Below are 17,149 nucleotides of genomic sequence, written 5' to 3'. Positions count from 1 at the left end.
GACTCAGTGCTCCCGAGGGGCGGGGACGGACGGCTCGATCTCCGGGTGCACGGTGAGCAGCGCCCGCACCGCGGCCTCGCCGGCCGTGCCGTCGCCGGTGCCCAGGGCGTCCACCAGCCGGGCGTGCAGGCTGACCGAGGCCTCCGAGGGCCGCTCGCAGGCGGTGGCCGGGCCGCCGGACACCTGCAGCGCGCAGGAGACGATCCCGGAGAGGTGCTCCAGCATCCGGTTCCCCGCCATCTGCAGGACCAGGGCGTGCAGCTCGGCGTCGGCCCGCGAGAACGTGGAGAGGTCGGCCTGGGCCGAGGCGTGGCCCATGATCTCGGTCAGCTCGACCAGTCGCTGCTGGACGTCCTCCCGGCCGTGGCCGGCGGCGAGCCGGGCGGCGAGCGGCTCGATCGCCCAGCGGAGTTCGAACAGCTCCCGGCGCTGCTCGTCGCGCTGCGGGCCGAAGGCACGCCACTCGATGATGTCCGGGTCGAGCAGGTTCCAGTCGCCGACCGGGCGGACCCGGGTGCCGACGTTCGGCCGGGCACTGACCAGGCCCTTGGCCTCCAGCACGCGCAGCGACTCACGGACGACGGTGCGGGAGACCTCGAAACGCTGGCCGATCTCCTCGGGGACGAGCGGGCGGTCGGCACCGAGGTCGCCCGAGACGATCATCTGGCCGAGCTGCTGCACGAGCTGGCCGTGCAGGCCTCGACCGCGGCTGCTGGTGGTCTTGCGGCCGACCCGGGCCAGATCCGACTCGGCGCCCTCCCAGCGGGGCGCCGGCGGGGTCGGCCGGTCGGCGTACGAGAAGCGGTCCAGCTCGCCGGCGCCGGGGATGGCACCTTCGGCGGAACGGGTGGGGGTCATGGTGGGGTGCGCAAGGGTACTCACAGGTCCTTTGTCGGCGATCGGCGGGCGCAGCTTGAGAATTCTCGTGAAAAGCACACGAAAGGGTGATCGACCGTGACTGGATAATTGACTTCTTATCAGGAAGAACCGCACATTACGGCCACTGCTGGTCGATCTTGTCGAACCGTCAGCGGGGGTCCGGGCCGGGCGGGGGCCCTCCCGGCGGTCTCCAGCGCTTCGGCGAGTCCTTCGACCGGCCTCCGGCGACGTCCCGGGGCGGGGCGGTCCGGGCGGGGGCCGGAGGCCGGTCCGACGGCTCAGAGGGCCCGACGCCGGGCCTGGACCAGGAGGGAGACCAGCAGCAGCACGAACGCCGGCGCCGTCACCGCGGCCAGGAGCGCGGGATCGGTCAGCACCGAACCGCTCTCCGCAACCCGGCGGTCCCCGCCGTACACCCATCCGTACGCCCACTCGACACCGGACTGGAACGGCAGCAACTCCGTCGCGCGGGCCGGCCAGGCCGTACCCGTCTGCCGCAGCAGCAGCGCCACTCCGGACTCCAGCAGCGGCGGCAGCGCGCAGAGCAGCAGCACGCCGGCAGCGGCGCTGCGGGTCAGCGAGGCCGTCAGCACCCCGGTCCAACCGGCCACCACCACCAGCAGGACGAAGGCCAGCAGGGCGGCCGGCGCCCCGTGGCCGACCGCGAGCGCCGCCGGGGCGAACGCCCCGGGCAGGTCGGCGAGCCCGGCGAGGCCGGCCGAGGACAGCGCCTCGGACACCCGGTCCGACAGGGCGGCCGGCTCCGACCAGGCCGCCACCGTGACCCCGGCCGGGAGCGCGACGTGCACGGCCACCGTGTCGACCAGCAGGGTCGCGAGCGCCAGCAACCCCCCCACCGGGCCGATCACCAGCAGCTTGGCCAGCAGCAGCCGCACCCGGCGCGGATACGACACCTGCGAGGCCGCCAGCCCGGGGTGTCGCACCTCGTGACCGTAGGAGAGCGCGCCCAGCACCCCGGCGCCGAGTGCCGCGAACGGCAGCGGGATCAGCGGCACGGTCGCCGTCAGCAGCCGCACTCCCGCCGACCCGGTCAGCGGCCCGGCGGGCGTCTGGGCGGCCAGCACCGCGGCCACTGCGGCGTCGCAGAGCAGCACGGCGGCCAGGAGCAGCCAGGTGGAGCGGAGGCCGCGCAGTCGGCGCAGTTCGTAGGCCAGTACACGCACGGTTCACTCGCTCCGGTGGTCGGGGGCGGCGGGGGTGGCGGGGGTGACCGCCGGGGCCGGGTGGGTGGGTGGCGCGCCGACGGCCGTCGCCGGGTCCAGCCGTCCGAGCCGGACGGTGTCGGCGGTCATCAGGTCGCCAGCGGCCGTGTCCTCGTGCCGGGTCCGCGGCTCGGGAGCCGGATCGCCGCCGGAGCGGGCCAGGCCGCGGAGACCGTCGCGGAACAGGCGGTCCACGGCGACGGTCGGAGAGGTGTCGGCGCTCTCGATGCCGTCGGCGGCCCCGACGGCGTCGGTGATGCCGGTGGTGCTGGTCGTGTTGGTCGTGCTGGTCCTGCCGGTGGCCCCGCCGCTCTCCGGCTCGGGCCGGTGGGACGGGTCCGGCCGGCGGTCCGGCCGGGGCTGCTGGTCCTGCCGGCGCGAGGACCGGACGGCGCGGCCCGTGACCGCCGACAGCGCCGTGGCGGCCGCGACGGCGGCACTGCCGGCGGCCGCGGCCACAGCGGACGAGGAGGGCAGCGCGAGGACCGGCAGCGCGCCCGCACTCGGCATGGCGGCGGTCGGCGCGCCCGCGCTCGGCGTCCCCGCGCTCGGTGGGGGTACCCGGGACGACGTGTTCGGGGACACCCGGTGCTCCTCCGGCACCTCGTCCTCGGGCACTTCGTCCTCCCGCGCGGCGGTCGCCACACCGGCGGCCCTCGCCGACCGGCGGGTCCCCGCACGGGGCTCGGCCGGGCGGGGTTCGCCCGGCGCCGACGCGACCTGGAGCCGCCCCGAACGCCCCGAAGCCGCGGGCAGGGTGACGCGGGGAGCGGGCTGCTCGACCACCCGGTCGGCCAGCTCGTGCAGCAGGATGCCGTGCCGGTAGGCGAGTTCACCGATCTCGGTGCGGCCGATCCCCGCCACGGCGAGGCCGGCCCCGCCGTCCCGGCGGACCGCGGCGCCCTGGCCCGACAGCAGATCGGCCAACCGGGCCATCTGCGGCCCGCGCACGGCGACCTCGGGGCTGAGCCGGGTGCGGCAGAACTCCGCCACCGGCTGATCGGCCACCAGGCGGCCCTGGTCGAGCGTGATCACACGGTCCGCCAGCCGGGCGGCCTCCTGCGGCGTGCGGGTGGTCACCAGAACCGTGCCGCCCGCGACGCCGAACGACCGCAGGAAGGAGTGGAACCACTCCACGTTGCGCGGCGACAACCCCTCGGTGGGCGCGTCGAGCACCAAGGTGCCGGGATCCGCGAGCAGCGCCGTCGCCAGGGCCAGCCGCCGGTGCATGCCGGGCGAGAAGGTGCGCAGCCGCTGTCCGGCCACGGCGGCCAGCCGGGTCTGCTCCAGGAGTTCGTCGGCCCGCCGGGCGGGTACTCCGACGGCCGCCGCCAGCATGCGGAGATGGCTGACGGCCTTGCGGCCCGGATGCCCCGCCATCGCCCCCTCGGCTCCTCCGGGGCCGGGCAGCAGCACGCCGACCTCACGCTCCGGGCGCCGGAGCCGCCGGTAGGTGCGGCCACCGAAGAGCGTGACACCCTGGCCGCGTTCGAGTTCGAGCATCAGCCGCAGCGCGGTGGACTTGCCCGCGTCCTCGGGGCCCAACAGGGCCGTCACCGCACCTGGGCGGGCATCGAAGGTCAGATCGAGCACGGCCGGCGGCCCGCTCCTGCGGTAGACCTTGGTCAGTCCGGTGATCTGGATCATCGCTGGCTGCTCCCGTGCCCTCGGCCGACCTGGTCTGCGCGACGCGGGACCGTGCCCGCACGGCCCCGCGCCAGCACATTAGGGGGCCTGAGCGGCGATTCCGGGCATTACGGGAGCGGCACGGGCCCGCTGCCCGCGCACCTCACCCGATCAGGGGACAATCCGATCCTGCGACGGAGCCACGGGGTACTGATCGGACCCGGAGCCGCGGACGCTCGGGGGCGGCGGTACGAGCGCCGGCCGGGCACAGCGGCCAGACGAAGCGGGCGGGCACAACCGCCGGGCACAGCGGCCGGGCGCAGCGGCCTCAGGACTCCGGGCGCAGCATGGGCGGGTTGAGCACGGTGGCCCCGCCGGCCGTGAACAGCTGGGCCGGGCGACCGCCCTGACGCGTGGTCGTGCCGCCGGAGGGCAGCAGGAAGCCGGGGGTACCGGTGACCTTGCGGTGGAAGTTCCTCGGGTCGAGCACCACGCCCCACACCGCCTCGTAGACCCGGCGCAGCTCGCCGACGGTGAACTCGGTGGGACAGAAGGCCGTCGCCAGCGAGGAGTACTCGATCTTGGAACGGGCGCGCTCGACCCCGTCGGCCAGGATCAGCCCGTGGTCGAAGGCGAGCGGGACGCCGTCGACCGGGCTCTGCCCGAGCAGTTCGGCGACCGGCGCCCAGCGGGCGCCGCTGGCGTCGCCACCGGCCCGCGGGGTCGGCAGGTCCGGTGCCAGCACGAGGTAGGCCACGCTGACCACCCGCATCCGGGGGTCGCGCTGCGGGTGACCGTAGGTCGCGAGCTGTTCCAGGTGCGCGCCGGCCGTGCCGGGGCCGGCCGCGTCGTGGCCGGGAGCGAAGTAGGCGCGCAGGCCGGTCTCCTCGGCCAGCTCCCGGGACGCCGCCTCGGCCAGACCCTCGTCCGGGCGGACGAAGCCGCCGGGCAGGGCCCAGTAGCCCTGGAAGGGGGGCTCACCCCGCCGGACCAGCAGGGCGCACAGCGCGTGGTCCCGCACCGTCAGCACCACCAGGTCAACCGTGACAGCGAACGGGGGGAAGGCCGACGGGTCATAACGCGACATGGCGACGATCATAGTCGTCTCTCTGACGATAAGCACAGGCCCGCGCACGAACCGTGCCCTGGCCGCACCCGGTCCCGACCACCGGTCGGGGCGGCGGCGGCCCCGACCGACGGCGGCACGGATCAGGAAGGTCAGCGGGCGACCAGTTGGAGCTCCGCGGAAGCCTCCTCCACCATCGCGACGCCGATCCGGCTCACCCGTACCGAGAACGGCTCACCCGCGACCCGCAGCCCGGTCAGCTCCAGCTCGCCGAGCGGGGCCGTACTGGCCGGCCGGACCATCACCCGCCCGCCCGGCACATCGGGGCGCACCCCGGCGAGGGCGAACACCGCGTGGACGGCTCCGGCCGCCGAGACCGCCGCCGGGTGGCAGGCGGCCGGGTGCGGCACCGGCGGGCAGCCGGGGACGCGCTGCTCTCCGGCGTACATCTCGGGCAGTCGTCCCTCGAAGTGGGCGGCCGCGCCGAGCAGTCCCTCCAGCAGCGCGCCGGCCTCGTTCTCGTGGCCGGCCTCGGCCAGCCCGGCGATCGCGAGGGCGGTCTCGTGGACGCGCACTGCCCCGCTGCGGTGGCCGAGCGGATTGAACCGGGGCGACTTGGCGCTGAGCGTGCGCAGACCCCAGCCGCTGTCCAGTTCGGGTGCGGCCAGCCGCTGGGCGAGCAGTCTGGTCTGTTCGCGGTCGAGCAGGCTCTCGTGCCGGCCGCCGTCGGCACAGAGCCCCGGGTCGAGGAGATGGACGAAGGAGGAGGAGACGGCCGGTAGCGGCTGGCCTCCCGGGACGAGGCCCGCCGCCGGACGGCCACCGGAGAGGTCGTCGATCCAGAACCGCTCGCGGAAGCGCCCGCGCAGCGCTGCCGCCCAGGTGCGCCACTCCTCGGCGCCGGGGCGGCCGAAGGCCTCCAACAGCTCGGCGCCGTGCAGCGCGGCCCGGTGTGCCTGGGCCTGGACCTCGGCCCGGGCCGCCACCGGATGGGCGGCGCGCTCCTCCACCGGGCGGCTGAGGTCGGTGACGAAGCCGTCGACCAGGCCCTCGCGGAGCGCCCCGAGCGCCCGCTCGGCGGCCGGCAGCAGCTCCGCGACCTCGTGCCGGGGCAGGCCCCAACGCCAGGCCTCGGCCAGCACCGTGACGAACAGCAACGTCGCCTCGGTGGCCGTGCAGGTGGGCGGCAGCTCCGGGCCGCCGTGCCGCAACGCCCCGGGCAGCAGCCCCTCGGAGCGGCGGCCGGGCTGCCCGGGACCGCCCTGGCCGGCCGCGGACGCGAGCTGCTGACGGCGGGCCAGCGCCCGCAGGGTGCCGGCCGCCAGCCGGGTACCCAGCGGAAGGGTCAGCCGGGCCGCCCAGAGCGCGTCCGCCGGGGCGAGGCCGAAGCGCCAGGGCGCGCCGGAGGCCGGGTAGAGGTCGGTCGGTCGGTCCGGGTCGGCGAACAGCAGGCCGCCGAGGGCGTCCAGCGCGCGCGGCACCAGCAGCCCGACCCGGGGGTCGTCGCTGCGGATCTCCGGCTCCGCCCACGGCAGCGGGACTCCGGTGCCCCGGCCACCCGGCGGCCGGGGGCCGGGGGTGGTGCTCTCCAACTCGGTGCGCAGCTCGACCGACCAACGGGCGCCGGGCTGCACCTCCAAGTCCCAGCGCAGCACGCCGGCGCCGGCCAGGACGGCGTGCGGGGACGGCTTGGCGCTGACGACGGCGCTGTGGGTGGGACCGGCCCAGCGCAGCCCGGCGGACTGCACCTGTCCGGGCAGGTCCGGCGGCCGATGACCGGCGGCGATCTCGCCGACCGCGCCGAGGTCCGTGCCGAGGGCGATCTCCAGCGGCAGCCGGGCGGGCCGGCTACCGGTGTTGCGGACGGTGACGGTCTCGACCCCGTCGGCGTGGCGCAGGCGCTCGACGGTGAGCGCCGGATCGGGGTCGGGATCGCCGGGGATCCGGACGGCGCCGAGGAAGCGGGCCTGGGCCGCCGTGGTGAGGGTGCCCTGGAGCGGCAGGGGCTCCATGCCACCGATCCGCAACTCCATCCGGGCCAGTACCCGGACGCCGGAGCGGTAGAAACCGTGGAGGCCGTGGCCGCGCAGTTGCCCGTCCGGACCGGAGGCGGCCATGGCGGGGGCGTTGACGCAGAGCACCGCGTGATGGACGGCGGCGGGCTGCGGACGCGGCGGCGACGCCGGCCGGGCCGGGCCGACGGCTCCGCCGGCGGGCATGCCCGGCGGTACCTGGTCGGGGCGGCCGACCGGTCTCGGCGCACCGACCACACTCTCGGCCGGCATGGCCTGTGGTGGCCTCATGGCGGTCACCGGACTCTCCTCCCCTCGGCGGTCCGGTGGCCGGTGGGGCCGGTGGGCCGCGAGCATGCTCGATCGCGTACTGATGGTGCCTGGCCGGTGGGGGTTCCCGCCGGCGTGTCTGCCGTGTCTGGCCGTACCCGTCGCCGGGCCGTGCCATGCGACGCCCGGTACCGCCGAGGTGCCGGGTGCGCTCTCCCGGGCACGCCCTGGCGCCCGGCACTTCGTCATGGCCCTCGGCCGGTCGCGCCGGTGACGGCGTGCCCGACCGAAGCCCGCCGTCGACGGGCGCGGCCACCGCCTGTCGGCCGGGCGGTTGGCGCCCCGGTCGTTTCGCCGTCCGGCGCCCCGTCCGCCGCTGCCGTGCGGCGGCCCGGTACCCGGGCGCGCCGCGGCGCTGTCCGTCCAGGGGAGCCCGGTGTCCGCCGGGCACAGTGCCCCCGGGGTGAACGCCGCCGACCGGTCGCAGGTAACGCTCGCTCTGTCACTTCGGCCCGCCGCGCCGGGGTACCGGGCAGTCGTACCGCCGTCACCGGCCGACCGCCGCTGCTTCGGGCCGGTGCCGCTCCGGGCCGAAGCGCGTGTGCCGCGGCTGTCGTACCGCCTCGCGCGCCTGCTCGGACGGACGGTCATGAACGGCGACCGTCGAACCCGTGTCCGACCGCCGTCAGGATACGGTGCGGGGGGCGCGGAGCCCGCACCGGCAACCCCGTGAGCGGCGCCGTGACCGCTGTGAACCAGACACATACCGAGGAGTTGTATGTCCACCGCCAGTCGGCTGCCCGGGATTGTCACGACCGACCACGTCTTCCGCCTGCCGCTCGACCACACCGCCCCGCAGGGCGAGGAGATCGAGGTGTACGCCCGCGAGGTGGTGGCCGCGCGCCGCGAGAAGGACGACCTGCCCTGGCTGCTCTTCCTCCAGGGCGGACCGGGCGGCAAGGCAGGGCGCCCGCTCGGCCGGGACGGCTGGCTGGAGCGCGCCCTGGACGACTACCGGGTGCTCCTGCTCGACCAGCGCGGCACCGGGCGGTCCACGCCCGCGACCCGGCAGACCCTCACCCGTCGCGGCGGCGCCCAGGAGCAGGCCGACTACCTGGCGCACTTCCGCGCGGACTCGATCGTGCGGGACGCCGAGTCGATCCGCCGCCGGCTGCTCGGCGACGACCGGCGCTGGAGCGTGCTCGGCCAGAGCTTTGGCGGGTTCTGCCTCCTCAGCTACCTCTCGATCGCGCCCGAGGGACTGCGCGAAGCCTTCGTCACCGGTGGGCTCGCGGGCCTGCGCAGCTCGGCCGACGAGGTCTACCGGGCCGCCTACCCCCGGGTCGTCCGCAAGAACGAGGAGCACTACGCCCGCTTCCCGCAGGACATCGAGGCCGTCCGGCGGATCGCCGCCCGGCTGGCGGCCTCCCCCGCGCCCCTGCCCGACGGCGGACTGCTCACCGTCCAGGCGTTCCAGGCCCTCGGCATGATGCTCGGCACCGGCAGCGGCTCCGGGAGCCTGCACTACCTCCTGGAGGAGGCCTGGGTGGAGGGCCCCGACGGGCCCGAGCTGTCCGACACCTTCCTGGCCGGTGTCCAGGCCAAGGTCTCCTTCGCCGAGGGGCCGCTGTACGCCGTGCTGCACGAGTCGATCTACGGCCAGCGGTCGGTGGACCGGGCGGGCACCGGCTGGTCGGCCGAGCGCGTCCGCAAGGAGTTCCCCGAGTTCGACGCCGCGGCCGCGCTGGAGTCCGGGGCGCCGGTGCTGTTCACCGGGGAGATGATCTACCCCTGGATGTTCGACACCGACCCGGCGCTTCGCCCGCTGAAGGAGGCCGCGGAGCTGCTCGCCGCCCGCACCGACTGGGCCGACCTGTACGACCCGGCCCGGTTGGCCGTCAACGAGGTGCCGGTGGTGGCGGCGGTCTACCACGACGACATGTACGTCGACACCGCCGACTCGCTGGAGACCGCCCGGTCCGTCCGCGGCCTGCGGACGTGGGTCACCAACGAGTGGGAGCACGACGGCCTTCGGGTGAGCGGTGGCAAGGTGCTCGACCGCCTGATCGCGATGGCTCGCGGCGAGGTCTAGCAGCCGGCGTCGGCCGCCGCCCCGGGAGGGCGGCGCGACCGGGGCCGGCACCGGTCGGCCGGGGCGGCTGCCCCGGCCGACCGGACGGACGGGGCCGGGCGCCCGGCCCCGGGGGCGGTCACCTCGCATGCCGGGCCCTTCCCGTCGAGCCGCGGGCAGCACGGCACCGACCGCGCCCGACCGCCGTGGCCTGCGCCGCCCAGGGCGACGCACGGCCCAGCCGCGGCCTCCGCACGGAGCGCGCCCTGGCACAGGGACGGCCCGCCTCGCGGCCGGAGATCAGCGCCGGCGGCCCACCGCCCGGCCCCTCGTCGGACCGGCCGGCCTCGCCGCCCTTCGGCGTGCCCCCGCTCGAATGACCGGGGAGCGGCCCCGTACTGGCGGCTGTGTACCCCGTGGCCCCCGGGTCGGGGACCTCGGCCGGCGCCTTCCGGGCACGCCGGCGACGGGGCTTGGCCGGAGCCGGGCCGGCCGGCGCCTCCGGCGCGGGCTCTGACACGGGCTCCGGCACGGGCTCCGGGCCACCCACCGGGCCCTTCTCCGGCGGCCCGCCGGGACCGTTCGCCGGGCCAGGCCCGACCGGGCCCTGCGCCGGCCGCTCCCGCCGCGCCCCGCCGGAGCGGCGACTGCGCTCGGCCGCCACACTCGCCAGCAGCTCCTCGGGGGCGAGCCCACCGTTCAGGGACTCGTAGAGCAGCTGGGCCAGCAGGTAGGACGGGGCGAGCCGCAGCGTGTGGGCGAGCACGACACGGGCCGTCGCGGTGTCCCCCGCGACCCAGGACGCCCAGGCCAGCAGTGTGAGCGGGGGCGGGGCGTAGCCGGTGTGGGGCGGCACGCAGCGCCTGGCGAGGAAGCGCCAGAGGCGCTGGGCGGGCGCGAGCTCCTCCGGCCGGACGTACTCGGCGGCCCGGTCCCGGGTACGGCGGTCCTGGAGGGCGACGAGCAGCCGCGCCGTCCGGTGCTCGTCGAGGACGCGCGCGCCGGCCATGAACTCGGCCACGGCCTGGTCGAGCAGCGCACCGCCCCGCTCCCGGGAGAGCGCCGACGCCTGACCGGCTCGCCCATCGGCCGCGGCCCGGGCCAGCGCCAGGCGCTGGACCTCCGCTCCGGGCGGACCGATCGGGGCCAGCCCCGCCACGATCGCCTTGCGGCTGCCCCTCGGCGCGAGGCCGGCGAACGTGGCCGCCGCGGCCACTGGCCCGGGGCCCGGCCGGATCGGGTGGCCGGCCGGATCGCAGCACCCCTCCCCGCGGCAGAGGAAGGACCACCAGCGGCCGGAGGAGACGCAGAGCGACTCCTTCACCCCCACTCCCCTGGTCTCGAAGGCCGCCCGCAGCTCCGCCGCGAGCGGTCCGAGCCGGTCGAGCACCGGCGGACCGTGCTCCCGGTCCGGATCCTGACAGAGGTACAGCAGGACCTGGGCCGGTCGGCGGTCCCGCCGCTCGGAGAGACCGACGAGCAGCGAGGCCGTCTCGCCGGCGGCCGTCGGCCACTGCCGCGGCGACTCGGGGATGTCCAGCCGGATCACCCCGCCCTGATGGAGGTCCGGGCCCTGGAGCCCGACGGCCACGATGCTGTCGTCGGGGAAGAAGCCCAACAGGTAGGGCAGCAGCTCGGCCATGTCGGCCGGGCCCCGCATGCTGACCGGCCGCCCGCCGGAGGCCGGGCCGAAGGGGAGTGCGACGTGTTCGTTGTTCATGGCCGGAACACTGCCGCAATCCGCGAGCCACCCCGGAGATTTCCTTTTCTCCTGTGGATAAAGCCCGCCTGTGGATAAAACGTCCCTCGTTCGGGGTATTCCGAGCCACTCTCCCGGGTGACATTCGGCGGCCGTTCAGCGGAAGAGCCGATGAAATGCACCCGCGGGTCACCCCCGCATGAGCAGCACCGTTCGCCCATTGTCGGCGGTACGGGGTTACATGGGGGCCATGCAGCAGCCGCAGAACCACACCACCGCCACCGACGCCACCACCGCGGCCGGCACCGGCAGCGCCACAGCCGCCGACCGCGCCGAGGTCCGGGCGCGGGCCGAGGCCGTCCTGCGCGAGCTCGCCGGGCCCACCGCCACGCTCCGCGAGGACCAGTGGACGGCCATCGAGGCCCTGGTCGTCGACCACCGCCGGGCCCTCGTGGTGCAGCGCACCGGCTGGGGCAAGTCCGCCGTCTACTTCATCGCCACCGCCCTGCTGCGGGCCCGCGGCGCCGGTCCGACGGTGATCGTGTCCCCGCTGCTCGCCCTGATGCGCAACCAGGTCGATTCGGCGGCCCGGGCCGGCATCAACGCCCGCACCATCAACTCGGCCAACACCGACGAGTGGGACGCGATCCAGGCCGAGGTCGCGGCGGGCGCGGTGGACATCCTGCTGGTCAGCCCCGAGCGGCTGAACAACCCCGACTTCCGCGACCAGGTGCTCCCCAAGCTCGCCGCCTCCACCGGCCTGCTGGTGGTGGACGAGGCCCACTGCATCTCCGACTGGGGCCACGACTTCCGCCCCGACTACCGCCGGCTGCGCACCATGCTCGCCGACCTCTCGCCGGGCGTCCCGGTGCTGGCCACCACCGCCACGGCCAACGCCCGGGTCACCGCCGACGTCGCCGAGCAGCTCGGCACCGGCTCCACGGACGCGCACGCCCTCGTGCTGCGCGGGCCGCTCGACCGCGAGAGCCTCACCCTCGGGGTCCTCACGCTGCCCGACCCGGCGCACCGGCTGGCGTGGTTGGCCGACCACCTCGACCGGCTGCCCGGCTCCGGCATCGTCTACACCCTGACGGTCGCCGCCGCCGACGAGGTGACGGCCTTCCTGCGCGAGCGGGGCTTCCCGGTGGCCTCCTACTCCGGCCGCACCGAGGACGCCGAGCGCCGCACCGCCGAGGCGGACCTGCTCGCCAACCGGGTCAAGGCGCTGGTCGCCACCTCCGCGCTCGGCATGGGCTTCGACAAGCCCGACCTCGGCTTCGTGGTGCACCTGGGCTCACCCAGTTCGCCGATCGCCTACTACCAGCAGGTCGGCCGGGCCGGCCGCGGCGTCGACCGGGCCGAGGTGCTGCTGCTGCCCGGGCGCGAGGACGAGGCGATCTGGCGCTACTTCGCCTCGCTGGCCTTCCCGCCCGAGGAGCAGGTCCGCCGCACCATCGACGCCCTCGCCGAGGCCGGCCGGCCGCTCTCCACGGCCGCGCTGGAGCCCCGGGTGGACCTGCGCCGCGCCCGGCTGGAGACCATGCTCAAGGTCCTCGACGTGGACGGGGCGGTGCGACGGGTCAAGGGCGGCTGGTCGGCCACCGGGCAGAGCTGGGCGTACGACACCGCCCGCTACGCCAAGGTCGCCGCCTCGCGCGAGGCCGAGCAGCGGGCGATGCGCGAGTACGCGGCGGCCACCGGTTGCCGGATGGAGTTCCTGCGGCGCCAGCTGGACGACGAACAGGCCGAGCCGTGCGGCCGCTGCGACAACTGCGCCGGGCCGCTGCACACCCCGGAGGTCTCCACCGCGGCGCTGGACGCCGCGCGGGCCGCGCTCGGGCGGCCCGGCGTCAGCTTCGAGCCGCGCCGGCTCTGGCCGACCGGCATGGACGCGTTGGGGGTGCCGCTCAAGGGACGCATTCCGGCGGGCGAACAGGCCGAGACCGGCCGGGCCCTCGGCCGGCTGTCCGACATCGGGTGGGGCAACCGACTGCGGACCCTGCTGGCCGACCAGGCCCCCGACGTGCCCGTCCCCGGCGAGGCGGTGGACGCCCTGGTGGCGGTTCTGAGCGACTGGGCGCGCGGCCCCGGCGGCTGGGCCGGGCCCGCGACGACGGAGGGCGCCCGGCTCGACCGGCCGGTCGGCGTGGTGACCATGGCCTCGTCGACCCGTCCGCAGCTGGTCGGCAGCCTCGGTGCCCGGATCGCCGAGATCGGCCGGCTGCCCCTGCTCGGGCGGATCGAGTACGCGACCGGCCGGCCGCCGCACGGCGCGCGCAGCAACAGCGCCCAGCGGTTGCACGCGCTGGCGGGGGCGCTCGCCCTGCCACCGGAGGTGGAGGCCGCGGTGGCGGCGGCCGGCGGACCGGTGCTGCTGGTGGACGACCTGGTCGACTCCGGGTGGACGGTCACGGTGGCCGCCCGGCTGCTGCGCAAGGCGGGCGCGAGCGCCGTCCTGCCGCTGGTCCTGGCCGTGCAGGGCTGAGCGGGGGCGGGGCGAGCCGGGAGGACCCGATCGGGGCGCCGTGATCAGGGCGACACGATCGGGGCGCCGTCGGACAGCCGGTCGCGGAGCGGGAGGTTCCACTGCCGACGTACACCCGAATGGAGTAATGCAGGTGCGAGCCGGAGGATTCGCCGGCGCCGGGGACATCAGTCGGGCGGAGAGAGGGGTGACCATGCGGAAAGCACTCCGCGGAGGCCTTCGGGCGACCCGGATCACCATCCTGCCGTCTCCGGGTGGCACTCGCGCCGCCGTGGAATATATCCGGCAGAACGTTGGCTTTCGGGCGGCGTTCATCATTTCATCGTTGCCGCTCCACCCCATCTGCCCTGAGAATTGGACCGTACCCGGAGCCCGGTCCGCTGGACCAGGCCTTCGGCGTACGCAGGTGCCCGCGCGCCCGTGGGTCGGGAAGGAGGATCGTGATCAACGGTATCGGCCGAGGTCAGTATCCCCTCGCCCGGAGTTCGGCGCCCAGACGGGTATGCGATCTGGAGACGTGGGCCGCCTCGGGGATCCCGGCGCTGCGCGACCCGCGCGAGTTCGTCCTGGAGCTGCACCAACGCCACCTGCCGCAGCCCGGCACGGTCGTGATCGCCGTACTGGACGCGTCGCACCGGCTGAACGCCTCGGCCTCCTTCGCCCCCTGGCCCCGCCACACCGACGGCTGGCAGCACCGCAACGCGATCCTGACGCACCTGCGCCAGGTCACCCCGCACGACCTGCGCCGGGCCGCCCCGGTCCGGACGGCCGTGCTGCTGCGCTGCCGGGAGGGCGCGGCGGGCTGGACGGCGCAGGACGGCGCCTGGATGTGGGCGTTGCAGGACGCGGCGGCCCTGCACGGGCTGCGCTGCGGTTCGTACATCACCCTGTCCCCGGCGGGCTGGCAGATCCTCGCCGACGGCCGCGGCGGACGCGATCCGCACGCGGGGTCCTGGGCCGACGGGCCGGTCCACACCGTCACCGAACTGCCGCCCCGCTCGGCGCTGGACGGCACGCGCGGACAGCGCCCGCTGCGCCAGGCCGAACGCCCCTGGGCGCCCGCGCGGGTCGCGGCGATCGAACCGGGCCGGCGCACCGGCACCCGCTGAGGCGACCGCCCGGGGGGGCGGTCCGTCCGCCGTCGCGCGGCCGCCCTACCCGGCTCGGCCGCCCCCTACCCGGCCGCTGTCGCCCGGCGACGACGGGCGCTGCCGCGGGCGCGGCGGCACGCCGGGACGGCGGACGGCATGGGTCGGGCCCGGCACCAGGTGGCGCCGGGCCCGGGGGTCGACAGGGATCAGGCGGTCACGGGACGACTGGCCGCCGCGGCGGCCGCGGCAGCGGCGGGGCCGGCGTTTCCGCAGACCACCAGGAGCTCGGCCGCCCGGCCCCGGGCCTCGGTGAACGCCTTGGCGGCGCGGTCGGCCGGGCCACCGTTGACGACCAGCACGACCACCTCGCGGCGGGCCGGGCGGGTCAGCGCGGCGTCCGCGTAGAACACGTCACCGCCCTCGGCGAGTTGCGCCCAGTAGCGCTCCTCGCCGAAGGAGAGTTCGTGCCGCTGCCAGGGGTGCGGCTCGCCGACCGTCAGCACCAGCACGGTACCCGGGTCACGGCCGGACTCCAGCAGCCGGTCGACCGCCTCGTCGGCGCGGTCCAGCGCCTGCGCGGCGGTGGCGGTGAGCTGTTGGACCGCGGCCTGCGGTGCGGCGGGCGCCGGGCGACGCGGGCCGGGCTTGGGGATCCCGGCCGGCCGGGGCTTCGGCCCCGGGCGCTCGGCACCCGGCGGCGCCGAGCGCCCGGGTGCGGGGCGCTGGCCCGGCACCGGGGCCGGGGCAGCGGTGACGGTCGACGGTGTGGCAGGGGTCGCGCTGCCGGAGGCAGGCGTACGGGGGGCTTGTGCGTCCGACTCGCGGGGGAAGGGAACGCCGGGGCCCGGGAGGCTCTCGTGAATCTCCGGCTCCTCGGGGAAGACAGGCATACCCGGATATCTATCAAATGCCGGTCGGGCGCGCACGGGCGCCCCACCCATTGGGCACCACGAGCCTTCCGCCCCCACCCGGGACAATGGCCGACGAAACGTCAGAAACCGAGCGTCAGCTGTTCATCCGCGGGGCCCGCCGAGCCCGCTCCGCCGACGCCGACGACGGCCCGGGTCCGCTTCAAATGGCGCCACTTGGGCATCCCGTCCAGATAGGCCCAGGACAGCCGGTGCTGCTCGGTCGGCCCCAACTCCTCCAGGGCGGTGCGGTGCACCGGGGACGGGTAGCCGGCGTTGTCGGCGAACCCGTACTCGGGACAGGCCTCCCCCAGCTCGGCCATCAGACCGTCGCGGTGGACCTTGGCGAGCACCGAGGCGGCCGAGACGCAGATGCAGGACTGGTCGCCCTTGATGACCGTGCGCACTCGCCACGGGCCGCCCAGGTAGTCGTGCTTGCCGTCGAGTATCACCGCGTCGGGTTCCACCGGCAGTGCCTCCAGGGCACGTACGGCGGCCAGTCGCAGCGCCGCGGTCATCCCCAGCTCGTCGCACTCCAGCGCGGAGGCGTGACCGAGCGCGTACGCGGTGACCCAGTCGGCGAGGACCGGGGCGAGCGCCTCGCGGCGGAGTTCGGTGAGCAGCTTGGAGTCGGTCAGGCCCTCCGGCGGCTTGCGCAGCCCGGTGACCGCCGCGCCGACGGTGACCGGTCCGGCCCAGGCACCGCGCCCGACCTCGTCGAGACCGACAACGATCTTGGCGCCGGCCCGGCGCAGCGAGCGCTCGACGGAATGCGTCGGCGGGACGATGGGCATCGCGGAGTCCTTCGGCTGGGGCAACCTCCAGCGTAAGCCCCGCCCGGCGCCGCCCCGGACCACGTGACCCCGACCACCGACCCCCCGCCCACCATCCACCCCTCGCCAACCGACGGCCACCGCCCGCGACGCGACCCCGGGCCGACGCCGCACCGGCCCCACCCCGGCCCCACGCCGGCCCCGGATCAGCCCCGGATCAGCTCCGGATCAGCGGCACCAGCACCTCATCCACCAGCTCGACGGCGAACTCGGGCCAGAGCTGCCGACCGCAGATCTTGACCCGGTACATCAGCATCGCCGGAGCGACGTCGGCGACCAGCGGGGTGACCGCGCCGGGCCGGACGTCGCCGCGCTCGACACCGCGCCGCAGGATCTCCAGGATGGTGGTCTTGGTCGGTTCGACCACCCGCTGGACGATGAAGCCCTTGAACAGCTCGGCCTGCTCATGCTCCAGCTCGGCCATCAGCGCCTGCATGGCGCCGCCCGACCGGGAGTTCATCGCCTCGGTGAAACCCTGGATGAGCAGCAGCAATTCACTGCGGGCGGACCCGAGGTCGGGGGTGTCGGAGGGCCGTGGCAGAGTGGAGTCCAGGGCGTCGATGACGAGTTCGACCTTGGACGCCCAGCGCCGGTACAGCGCGGCCTTCCCGGTCCGCGCGGCCCCGGCGATGCCCTCCATCGTCAGCCGTGCGAATCCGCCGGAGGTGAGTTGGTCGAGCGCGGCCTCGAAGATCGCCCCTTCCAACTCCTTGCCCCGACGGCGCATCGGCCGGGACAGCACCTCGGCCGCCACCTTCACCGGACAGTGCGACGTGGGCCCGGCCACCGGGACGCCCGCCGTCGGCGCGGGCACGGCGGGAACCTCCGCCACCCGCCCCTCCGCCGGCCCTGTGAGCTGCTCGCCCGCCAGGTCCCCGGCCCGGTCGCGCGGCCGCTCGACCGGGCGTTCGCCCACCCGCCCGGCCGCCCGGTCCGCCCTCTGGCGTCGCACCAACTGATCCATCGTCACCAACCTTAGGGAACGC

General features: G+C 75.9%; 12 protein-coding genes. 3 read left to right on the top strand and 9 right to left on the bottom strand.

Translation table 11 applies throughout. From position 1 onward, the window contains the following. Positions 1–3 precede the first annotated feature (3 nt). The 5 genes from ACFXHB_RS18105 to ACFXHB_RS18085 form a co-directional block, all read right to left on the bottom strand. Positions 4–882 carry a FadR/GntR family transcriptional regulator gene (locus tag ACFXHB_RS18105; RefSeq protein WP_380575319.1) on the bottom strand — a complete coding sequence of 293 codons (879 nt, stop codon included), beginning with the start codon at positions 880–882 and terminating at the stop codon, positions 4–6. A 275-nt stretch (positions 883–1,157) separates the two neighbouring features. Then, complete coding sequence (locus ACFXHB_RS18100) at positions 1,158–2,063, bottom strand: hypothetical protein (RefSeq protein WP_380575318.1); 906 nt, start codon at positions 2,061–2,063, stop codon at positions 1,158–1,160. Positions 2,064–2,066: 3 nt separating this feature from the next. After that, on the bottom strand, positions 2,067–3,749 hold the full coding sequence (locus ACFXHB_RS18095) for an ATP-binding cassette domain-containing protein (RefSeq protein WP_380575316.1): 1,683 nt from the start codon (positions 3,747–3,749) through the stop codon (positions 2,067–2,069). A gap of 307 nt (positions 3,750–4,056) precedes the next feature. Beyond that, positions 4,057–4,815, bottom strand: a complete 759-nt coding sequence (locus tag ACFXHB_RS18090) for an NUDIX domain-containing protein (protein ID WP_380575315.1) — start codon at positions 4,813–4,815, stop codon at positions 4,057–4,059. Between the two features lie 131 nt (positions 4,816–4,946). Beyond that, positions 4,947–7,097 (bottom strand): glycogen debranching N-terminal domain-containing protein, encoded by a 2,151-nt coding sequence (locus tag ACFXHB_RS18085; RefSeq protein ID WP_380575371.1) that lies wholly within the window; start codon positions 7,095–7,097, stop codon positions 4,947–4,949. Positions 7,098–7,854: 757 nt separating this feature from the next. Here ACFXHB_RS18085 and ACFXHB_RS18080 point away from each other — a divergent pair. Beyond that, positions 7,855–9,168, top strand: a complete 1,314-nt coding sequence (locus ACFXHB_RS18080; protein WP_380575313.1) for an alpha/beta fold hydrolase — start codon at positions 7,855–7,857, stop codon at positions 9,166–9,168. 118 nt (positions 9,169–9,286) lie between these two features. Here ACFXHB_RS18080 and ACFXHB_RS18075 read toward each other — a convergent pair whose 3' ends face one another. After that, positions 9,287–10,867 (bottom strand): DUF4192 domain-containing protein, encoded by a 1,581-nt coding sequence (locus ACFXHB_RS18075; RefSeq protein WP_380575312.1) that lies wholly within the window; start codon positions 10,865–10,867, stop codon positions 9,287–9,289. A gap of 229 nt (positions 10,868–11,096) precedes the next feature. Here ACFXHB_RS18075 and ACFXHB_RS18070 point away from each other — a divergent pair, with 229 nt between their 5' ends. After that, positions 11,097–13,331, top strand: a complete 2,235-nt coding sequence (locus ACFXHB_RS18070) for a RecQ family ATP-dependent DNA helicase (protein ID WP_380575311.1) — start codon at positions 11,097–11,099, stop codon at positions 13,329–13,331. Positions 13,332–13,840: 509 nt separating this feature from the next. Beyond that, complete coding sequence (locus tag ACFXHB_RS18065; RefSeq protein ID WP_380575369.1) at positions 13,841–14,440, top strand: hypothetical protein; 600 nt, start codon at positions 13,841–13,843, stop codon at positions 14,438–14,440. A gap of 188 nt (positions 14,441–14,628) precedes the next feature. Here the strand turns inward: ACFXHB_RS18065 and ACFXHB_RS18060 are convergent, their stop codons facing one another. The 3 genes from ACFXHB_RS18060 to ACFXHB_RS18050 all read right to left on the bottom strand — a co-directional run bounded on the left by ACFXHB_RS18060 (position 14,629) and on the right by ACFXHB_RS18050 (position 17,115). Further along, positions 14,629–15,312 carry a hypothetical protein gene (locus tag ACFXHB_RS18060; protein WP_380575310.1) on the bottom strand — a complete coding sequence of 228 codons (684 nt, stop codon included), beginning with the start codon at positions 15,310–15,312 and terminating at the stop codon, positions 14,629–14,631. A gap of 101 nt (positions 15,313–15,413) precedes the next feature. Continuing rightward, positions 15,414–16,124: a ribonuclease HII gene (locus tag ACFXHB_RS18055; protein WP_380575309.1), complete on the bottom strand. Its 711-nt coding sequence runs from the start codon at positions 16,122–16,124 to the stop codon at positions 15,414–15,416. 196 nt (positions 16,125–16,320) lie between these two features. Beyond that, complete coding sequence (locus ACFXHB_RS18050; protein WP_380575308.1) at positions 16,321–17,115, bottom strand: TetR/AcrR family transcriptional regulator; 795 nt, start codon at positions 17,113–17,115, stop codon at positions 16,321–16,323. Positions 17,116–17,149 lie beyond the last annotated feature (34 nt).

The sequence above is a fragment of the Kitasatospora sp. NPDC059327 genome, from assembly GCF_042752535.1.
Lineage (GTDB): Bacteria > Actinomycetota > Actinomycetes > Streptomycetales > Streptomycetaceae > Kitasatospora.
Note: the sequence above shows the minus strand (reverse complement) of the source record. Positions and strands in the feature narration are given on the sequence as shown.

Excerpts from the sequence above, each read along its gene's own strand:
- ACFXHB_RS18070 (WP_380575311.1), top strand. The coding sequence starts at position 11,097 with ATGCAGCAGCCGCAGAACCACACCACCGCCACCGACGCCACCACCGCG.
- ACFXHB_RS18090 (WP_380575315.1), bottom strand. The coding sequence starts at position 4,815 with ATGTCGCGTTATGACCCGTCGGCCTTCCCCCCGTTCGCTGTCACGGTT.
- ACFXHB_RS18060 (WP_380575310.1), bottom strand. The coding sequence starts at position 15,312 with ATGCCTGTCTTCCCCGAGGAGCCGGAGATTCACGAGAGCCTCCCGGGC.
- ACFXHB_RS18085 (WP_380575371.1), bottom strand. The coding sequence starts at position 7,097 with ATGAGGCCACCACAGGCCATGCCGGCCGAGAGTGTGGTCGGTGCGCCG.
- ACFXHB_RS18080 (WP_380575313.1), top strand. The coding sequence starts at position 7,855 with ATGTCCACCGCCAGTCGGCTGCCCGGGATTGTCACGACCGACCACGTC.
- ACFXHB_RS18095 (WP_380575316.1), bottom strand. The coding sequence starts at position 3,749 with ATGATCCAGATCACCGGACTGACCAAGGTCTACCGCAGGAGCGGGCCG.
- ACFXHB_RS18075 (WP_380575312.1), bottom strand. The coding sequence starts at position 10,867 with ATGAACAACGAACACGTCGCACTCCCCTTCGGCCCGGCCTCCGGCGGG.
- ACFXHB_RS18055 (WP_380575309.1), bottom strand. The coding sequence starts at position 16,124 with ATGCCCATCGTCCCGCCGACGCATTCCGTCGAGCGCTCGCTGCGCCGG.